The sequence below is a fragment of the Nitrospirota bacterium genome, from assembly GCA_020846775.1.
In the GTDB taxonomy this organism is placed as follows: Bacteria; Nitrospirota; 9FT-COMBO-42-15; order HDB-SIOI813; family HDB-SIOI813; genus RBG-16-43-11.
In genome coordinates, this window is record JADLDG010000116.1 from 1 (window position 1) to 7,985 (window position 7,985).

The 7,985-nt window shown below is 45.8% G+C and carries 7 protein-coding genes; 2 read left to right on the forward strand and 5 right to left on the reverse strand.

Annotation, left to right across the window (positions count from 1 at the left end; genetic code table 11):
* On the reverse strand, positions 1-260 hold a 260-nt coding region (locus tag IT392_13150), incomplete at its 3' end, for a glycine cleavage system aminomethyltransferase GcvT (protein ID MCC6545418.1).
* A gap of 192 nt (positions 261-452) precedes the next feature.
* Here IT392_13150 and prmA point away from each other — a divergent pair.
* Both prmA and IT392_13160 read left to right on the forward strand, forming a co-directional pair.
* Positions 453-1,313 (forward strand): 50S ribosomal protein L11 methyltransferase, encoded by an 861-nt coding sequence (gene prmA / locus IT392_13155; GenBank protein ID MCC6545419.1) that lies wholly within the window; start codon positions 453-455, stop codon positions 1,311-1,313.
* Positions 1,297-1,824 (forward strand): methyltransferase domain-containing protein, encoded by a 528-nt coding sequence (locus IT392_13160; protein MCC6545420.1) that lies wholly within the window; start codon positions 1,297-1,299, stop codon positions 1,822-1,824. Before prmA ends, IT392_13160 begins: the two co-directional genes overlap by 17 nt.
* 60 nt (positions 1,825-1,884) lie before the next feature.
* Here the strand turns inward: IT392_13160 and IT392_13165 are convergent, their stop codons facing one another.
* The 4 genes from IT392_13165 to IT392_13180 all read right to left on the reverse strand — a co-directional run bounded on the left by IT392_13165 (position 1,885) and on the right by IT392_13180 (position 7,968).
* The gene (locus IT392_13165) at positions 1,885-5,340 is read right to left on the reverse strand and encodes a DEAD/DEAH box helicase (protein ID MCC6545421.1); all 3,456 of its coding nucleotides are present in this window, start codon (positions 5,338-5,340) and stop codon (positions 1,885-1,887) included.
* Positions 5,341-5,413: 73 nt separating this feature from the next.
* Positions 5,414-6,202 (reverse strand): 3-hydroxy-5-phosphonooxypentane-2,4-dione thiolase, encoded by a 789-nt coding sequence (gene lsrF, locus IT392_13170; protein MCC6545422.1) that lies wholly within the window; start codon positions 6,200-6,202, stop codon positions 5,414-5,416.
* Between the two features lie 14 nt (positions 6,203-6,216).
* Positions 6,217-7,245, reverse strand: coding sequence for an alcohol dehydrogenase catalytic domain-containing protein (locus IT392_13175; protein MCC6545423.1), 1,029 nt, complete (start codon positions 7,243-7,245; stop codon positions 6,217-6,219).
* A gap of 408 nt (positions 7,246-7,653) precedes the next feature.
* Positions 7,654-7,968 (reverse strand): hypothetical protein, encoded by a 315-nt coding sequence (locus tag IT392_13180; GenBank protein ID MCC6545424.1) that lies wholly within the window; start codon positions 7,966-7,968, stop codon positions 7,654-7,656.
* Between the last annotated feature and the right edge of the window lie 17 nt (positions 7,969-7,985).

A 7,985-nucleotide genomic window follows, 5' to 3' on the forward strand; every position in this document is an offset into this window, starting at 1 on the left:
CAAAAGAGGGTGTAGCATGCCTGACCGGCACGGAGTGAACCAACATTTGCAGTCGAAAGATATTGTAGAAACCCCTTGGCCCCCTGCCCGTCAACCTGGATCCTTCCCATGTGTGAGACATCAAACAGGCCGGCCGCTGTTCTTACGGCCTTGTGCTCTTCAAGAACACCGGAGTATGAGACGGGCATCTCCCACCCCGCAAATTCAACAAACTGAGCATTCAGCGCCTTGTGGGCTTCGTACAGAACTGTCCTCTTCATCAAATATCAGCTCCTCATTCTATTCAATATAACCTGGTGCTTATTTTTAATCCTGAAAGAGGTTTTTACTATAAACCATGGGGTGATAAATTTCAAGTGGTTAGATTTCCTTGTGGGCTTAGAAATAGAGATTGACCTCCGGTGAGAACAAAACTACAATTACAGAGATAGATTGTTTTAAATGGAGACATAATGAACTGGTTACAGTTATCCTTTACTATTGATACAAAAGATTTAGAACGTGCAGAAGATGCATTGACAAGTGCAGGTGCCCTTGCTGTTACATTGATGAGTCCGGGACATACAGAAAGATTACCTCCAGAAGGCCGTATCACAGGGCTTTTCTACTCAGAGACAGACATCGAGTATACAAGTTCATTTCTTAGCTCCGAACTTAGGATTGATCACCTGCCTGACTTGCAGACAGAGTATCTCGAAGACCGCGACTGGACACGGGCGTGGGTAGACAACTTCCGACCAATGCAGTTCGGAAATAGAATCTGGGTATGCCCGGACGGCTTCGAGTTCCCTGATCCGGCTGCAGTAAACATTTCAATAGATCCGGGACAGGCCTTCGGGACAGGCACCCATCCTACCACAGCCCTTTGCCTTGAATGGATAGACGGAACCAATTTGCAGGGCCTTGAGGTCGTTGACTATGGGTGCGGTTCAGGCATTCTGTCCATAGCCGCAGCGAAGGTTGGCGCCGGACATGTATGGGCTACGGATAATGACCCGGATGCCATAAGGGTTGCTGATGAGAATACAAGGAAGAATTGCGTAGCATCACTCGTAACAATTCTGCCACCTGAAGCGTTGAATAAACGTGGAGTTGATATAATTATAGCTAATATCCTCCTTAAACCACTCATATCACTTGCACCTGAATTTGCAGATCTTATTGTTCCGGGCGGCAAGGTCGTTCTGTCAGGCCTGCTTGAAGAACAGATTGACGATATAGTAAAGGTATACAGTAGATGGTTCGATATGGGTCCTCCTGTTATACGAAATAACTGGGCACTCCTGGAGGGAATTCGTGCCTCCTCATCCTGAACCGGCACAGTTGCTTATTGAGTATCTACCCCTGCTCTCAAAGGGGCGTGCGCTCGATGTAGCTATGGGAAGGGGGAGGAATGCACTTTTTCTTGCCTCTCATGGCTTTGATGTCGTAGGACTTGAGAATGATGAGGAATCAATAAATATATGCAGGGCCGATGCAAGTACACGCGGCCTTAATCTTGAAATCCGGTGTACAGATCTGGAAGATACTGCAACATATAAGATTGAAGAATCAGAGTACGATGTAGTCATCTGCTTCTTATACCTTCAAAGGAACCTTATCCCTGACATGAAGGAAGCGCTGAAGCCAGGAGGCATCATGATATACGAGACCTTCCTGATAGACCAGCACCTGACAACCGGCCATCCAAGACGCCGCGAGTTCTGCTTTGAGCACAACGAACTGCTGAATAACTTCCAGGGCTTTCGCATCCTGTACTATCGCGAAGGCAAAGACGCTAACGGAACATACAAGGCCAGCCTTGTGGCACAAAAGAGTAAATAATACAGCATTATCTTTTTATCCCATGAAATTTTAACATTTTACTCAGCTATTCAGTATGTCTCATGTCAGCAGATACTCGAAATCTGTCTTTGATATGGAGAGCCCCTTTTTGCCCTTCGTTGTTTCACCCATGACTGCCTTGTAGAGCTCAAGTTTCTTTTTCTTTAGCGACATCATCTTCTCTTCTACCGTATGGTGCATCAGTATCCGTGTAATGGTGACCTTATTCTTCTGGCCTATCCTGTGAGCTCGGTCTGACGCCTGGTTCTCAACCGCCGGGTTCCACCATGGATCGAGGTGAAATACATATGACGCCCTTGTCAGATTGAGTCCCTGCCCGCCGGCCTTAAGGCTCAGCAGGAAGACTGCTGCAGAATCATCCTGCTGAAATCCTTCAACAAGCCCCTTCCTCCTGCCAACTGCTGTTGAGCCGTCAAGTCTGCAGAATGGGATATCGTTTTTTCTCAGGTCATCTTCCACTATGTCAAGGAAAGATGTAAATTGTGAGAAGACAAGGGCCTTGTGTCCTTCACTCATCAACTCTTTCAGTTTAGTAATAAGAAACTCTGCCTTTGGCGACAGCTCTTCAACCGAGCGGTCTATAAGACGCGGAGACACGCATATCTGTCTCAGCTTTAATATTGCAGTCAGGGCTATTATCTGAGCCTGTGCAGAGGTCTTATCCCTGTAAGCGTTGTCTATAGTCGCTTTTACCATGTCAACGGTCTTCTTATACAAAGCCTTCTGCCTGTCTGTAAGTTCAAGATATATGTCTGATTCTGTCTTTGGAGGGAGCTCCTTAAGTATCTTATCCTTTGTCCTCCTCAGCACAAATGGCCTTGTACGCCTCAGTATGATGTCTATCAACGGAGATGAGTCACTCCTGGTATGCGTCTTGAAGTCATCATATTCACCAAGCAATCCAGGCAGGGCAAGGTCCAGTATGGAGTAATACTCCCCAAGATGATTTTCAAGGGGTGTTCCTGTGATGGTGATTTTGAAATGTCCCTTTAACTGTCTTACCGCTCCTGTTGTATCAGCATATATATTCTTTACAGCCTGCGCCTCATCAAAAATGATTACATGAAACTGTATATCTTTAAGCCTATCAATGTCCCTCCGCACAAGTCCGTATGTGGTCAGGACAATGTCATACCCTTTAAAATCCGTACTACGTTCCTTTCCTGTATAAAAGTGGAGGTTAAGTCCGGGATAGAACCTCTGCAATTCATTTTCCCAATTAAACAACAGGCTCGGAGGCAGCACTATCAGATGGGGCATGTTGATACATTCCTTATATGGCGGGACCTTTACCTCTTTTAAGGCAGCCAGGAAGGTGATTGCCTGCAGGGTTTTACCAAGCCCCATGTCGTCCGCAAGACAAGCGCCAAATCTGTTTTCATACAGGAATGCGAGCCAGTAATAACCCTCCTTCTGATATGGGCGGAGCTTCGCATTCAGATTATCAGGCAGAGGACGCTCTTCTATCCTTTCGAATCGGCTCAACCGGTCTACTACCGCCTCGTCTTCTTTTGACAGTCTGACCTCCACACCCTTACTGCGCAGATATATCCAGTCCAGTATCCGGAGACGGGGTATCTGAACCACCTCCTTTGTGCGGTTGTCAGTGCGATTATCAGTGCGATTGTCATCATACATGGCGCCGATTGTCTTGAGTATCTCCTGAGAGTTGGAATCCATAACCTCTATAAAACCATCTTTTTCCACCACCCCGTCCTGTTTGATTATATCCTGCCACGATATACCTTCTACCAGCTTGCCGTCGCATCGTATCTCGGGCCTTATCTCAAACCAGTCTATCCCGTCCCCCCGTCTTGCCTCCAGCGAGAACTCCCATGATGATAACCTGACCGCCTTTCCTTTAAAGAATAATTGAATCCCTTGCTCACTCAACCTGTGATATAGAACCGGAAGATTCCTGTAAAGATCACCCACTGATACTGTCATCTCATTATGTATCATCATGTCCATGAATATCGCGGCGCCGAATAACTCAAAAGGGATGGTGTAGAGCATAGCCTCCTTATCATAATTGTTTTTTATCAGAGACCATTTACAATTATCAATAGTGAGGCGCGAAGTTGCTGTCCTGATCCTTGAAAATGCCTCGGACAAGAGTCTCTTAGCCTCTCTTTTTACCGAGTGTTTTTTAAAATCATTGTTAGATGAGATTATTTCTTTAAAAATCTTTTCTGCTGCAGCAATACTTGACGCATTAAAAAGCCTGATAAACGCCGTTATAAGGGCAGACCTTCTTTTCTGCGCCCGCAAAGGTTGTGATAAATAAAGTCCTGACCCTATAAGTGACATTAATCCGAACAAGGTTTCTGTAGTAGCTCCACTAACGCTGTCAGTGTTACAACATGCCCTCAAAACAAAGCTGTCAGCCGCTTTCTGGTTCTGCTCGATTACTAATGAGTATTGATGTCTGCCTCTTAAGAGAGGAGCATTTTTATGATCAACCTTCAATATCAGTTTCTTCAGGATAAGATCTTCCTCGACAGGAAGAATAAGCTGATAATCCTGAAAAGCCTTTAAAGGGATATCCATCAGACCATCAGTCTGACCGTCGGCTTCACGAATCCCAGCTGAACCTGATAACAAGCCGTCGCTGACAAACTGTCTCCATAAATGCCATCCGGAATCATCCTCCAGATATCCCAGATTGCCTGTTTCAAGGTCAACGACGAAACTGCACCCAAGTGGATACGGTCTGACACATATTGCATCGCCGTTAATAAAAAGTTTTCTCACAGCAACTGAATCTGCTGTTGCATCAAAGACGGCCATTGAAGAAAAACGAAGAGACGGATTCCAACTTAGTTCCTTTCTGTCATTACCTGTCTTTAAGAAAATTGGATAGGCATCGCCATGTTTCTTTAAATGGGCGAGGAGTATACCACCATGATCCACGTAATAAGCTCTGTCCCTTATTATCCCGCGCAGGCCAGCTGGAACGGCATAGTGTGAAATTTTATTATTGTAAGGATCCGATAATGAGACCCCATTCATCTCAACGTCAAGCCTCATAGCGCTGCTTTGCCTTCTGTTTTCAATTATCAAGGCATACTCCGGAAGATCTTCACCTGCCTCAGATACCGTAACCGCAGCTTTACCGTTATGCAGCAGACCTTCTGCAAGGATATGGCAATAGCTTTCACGCCCTTTTCCAATGTCAAATAGTGTCGGATCAAGCAGATTCCTGATGGTCAGCATGGAACATATCACATGCTTACAATGCGAATGAGGCGTCCATGCAGGGCAATTACATTCATATACGAGCCTGTTATTTATAATGAAGAATTTAACAGGATAGATGCGCTTCCCCATGACAAAGGCTGTAAGGACGCTGTTGTCCCCTGACCAGTGGAACCGCAAAAGCCTCCGGTCTCTGTAGTATTCAAAACCCCTGATGAAACAGTCCCTGGGACCGATAATGTATATGTCTCCGGCAGGAAAGTTAGTGAGGCGTCTGAGGATGTCATTTTCTTCCATAAGGCTTATGAGATTTACTGTCAGAGGATTTTTGTCGTGCGTATATATCGGCGGATAAAAACTTGTGCCGCCGTTATTTCTTCATAGCACTGTTGAAGACTTCAACTGCCCCTTCCACTGTGCCATTCTCATGGATAATATGGCGCAGCGCCTTGATCATCGGCACCGGATGCGGGCTTTGCCAGATGTTTCTTCCCAGATTTATACCAATAGCGCCTCTCTGCATGCCGTCGTGGACGAATTCGAATACCTCTTTCTCTGTATCCACTTTTGGTCCACCTGCTATGACTACAGGGACAGGACAGCCGTTAACCACCTTATCGAAATCCTCGCACCAGTATGTTTTAACGACCTTTGCCCCGATCTCAGCAGCAATCCTGCAGCAGAGACCGAGGTAACGGGCATCACGTTTCTCAAGCTCTCTTCCAACGGCTGTCACTGCCATGACAGGGATGCCATACTCCTCTGCTTCGTTTACAAGCTGACCCAGATTAAGCAATGTCTGGCGTTCATACTCGCTCCCGATAAAGACCGACATACCGACTGCAGCAGCGTTAAGACGCACCGCCTCTTTAATAGAAGTGGTTATCCCCTCATTGGCCAGGTCATTTCCAACCATGCTGGTTCCGCCGGATACCCTCAGGATGATAGGTATTGAGTTGCCCGGGTCCACACTTGCACGCAATACACCCCTGGTCACAAACAAGGCATCGCTGTATGGAAGGAGAGGCTTGATAGTCTCACCCGGTTTTTCAAGTTTTGAAGTCGGGCCCTGGAAATATCCATGATCAATAGGCATAAACATACACCTGCCGTTCGGTTTAATAATCTGTGCTAAACGATTTTTCATCCCCCAATCCATTTGAATCCTCCTTTTTATTTCTGCGGCGCTATAATTACTTTAATTGAATTCTTGCCGTCAATTACATGTGCAAAGCCTTTGACTGTATCTTCAAGACTGAACCTATGTGTTATCATATCACGAACATTGACCCTTTTGCTTCTTATCAATTCAAGGGCTGTTATGTGGTCCGCCCGGTCTCCTGCATAAGAGCTGGCAAGCGTTACTTCATTACGGAACAGAAAATCATTAAACGATATCGGGATAGTCACACCTTTATCGGTAGCGGCAAAGAATAATACCCTGCCGCCTCGCTCCACCGATTGAAGACCCTGTTCAATCGCACTCTTTGCGCCGGTACAGATAATTACAACATCCGCAAGCCTGCCGTCATTGATATCCCTGAGATAATCCGTAGAAAAGTCCCTTGCATCTATAGCGTGATCTGCACCAAAGCCTCTTGCAGACTCCAGCCTGAATTCAGATATGTCGGTTGCAATTATCCTCCCTGCACCAAGAGCCCTTGCGAGGTTTATATGGAGTATTCCTGATATTCCGCTGCCTACAACAAGGACACTGTTCCCGGGATGAATACACATAAGTCTTTGTCCACGAAGGACACAGGCCAGCGGTTCAACAAAGCTCCCCTCTTCAAAGGAAACCTCATCCGGCAGGAGATATATCCCACGGTCAACATTGATCGAAGGCAGAAGGACATACTCGCAGAAACCGCCTGGATAAAATTTGGTTTTCCGAAGTGTCTCACAAACAGTAGCGTGGCCATTAAGACAGTAGTGGCAGGTATTACACGGGACGTGGTGTGACGCAGATATCCTGTCTCCGGCCTTGTATTGAGTAACCCCCTCACCCACTTCGGCAATCTCACCTGCAACCTCATGGCCAAGGACAAGCGGCGCCTTATGAATCCGGTACCACTCCATGATATCACTGCCGCAGATACCACTCGACATGATCCTCATAAGCACTTCGCCGGCGCCGACCTGCGGTACCGGCATCTCTTCAACGCGGATATCCCGGTTGTTGTAATACATTGCAGCGCGCATGGATGACATAACATTAGCATATGCCCGAAAAAAAATCTATACCCAGTAGGCTCAAGATACTATGGAAATGGCCATTAATACCAGGCTAACTTTAAAACCACAGATGGTATAATCATGGTTCTTATGATTTATTTTATTTTTTACCGCAGACGCCTGGGACATACTTACCCAGGAATAAATAGACAGGGATAGGTGTGGTGTCCACAGGAAAACCATTATTTCATCTTACATAAGCCACTGGCAATGGACCTGCGACTACAAGTTTTTTTAAACGAGAATCTACTGTCAAATTAAGGCCTTCTAAGGCTCTATCTCCTTAATGGATGGAGGCCGTTTATACCAGCAGAGGCAAGGTCAGGAATAAAGATGGCGAATAGTATTGTCTTACCAAACATATGACAAGAGATCCTAATAATTCGGATCGTTTTTAATAGAGTTCTCCTTTTTTAACAGGGATAGCCCTTCTCTGGTTATAAATGTCTTGTGGCTTGTCACTATCCATCCTCGTCGTTTAAGAAATGGCTCAACCATTTCTGTGTAATGAGTAACTGAAAGTCCGCAGGCTTGGGCAATATTGTTTTTACCCATACCTTTAGGGTTCTTTGAAAGCATTTTCAAAACTTTCATATCTTCTGATTTAAGTCCCATCCCCTGTACTCCCATATCCAGCATAGTCTGCTTGATAAGAGACAGGTTTAATCTTCCGCTGTTTTGGCTGGACACTACATATTTTCGTTCTA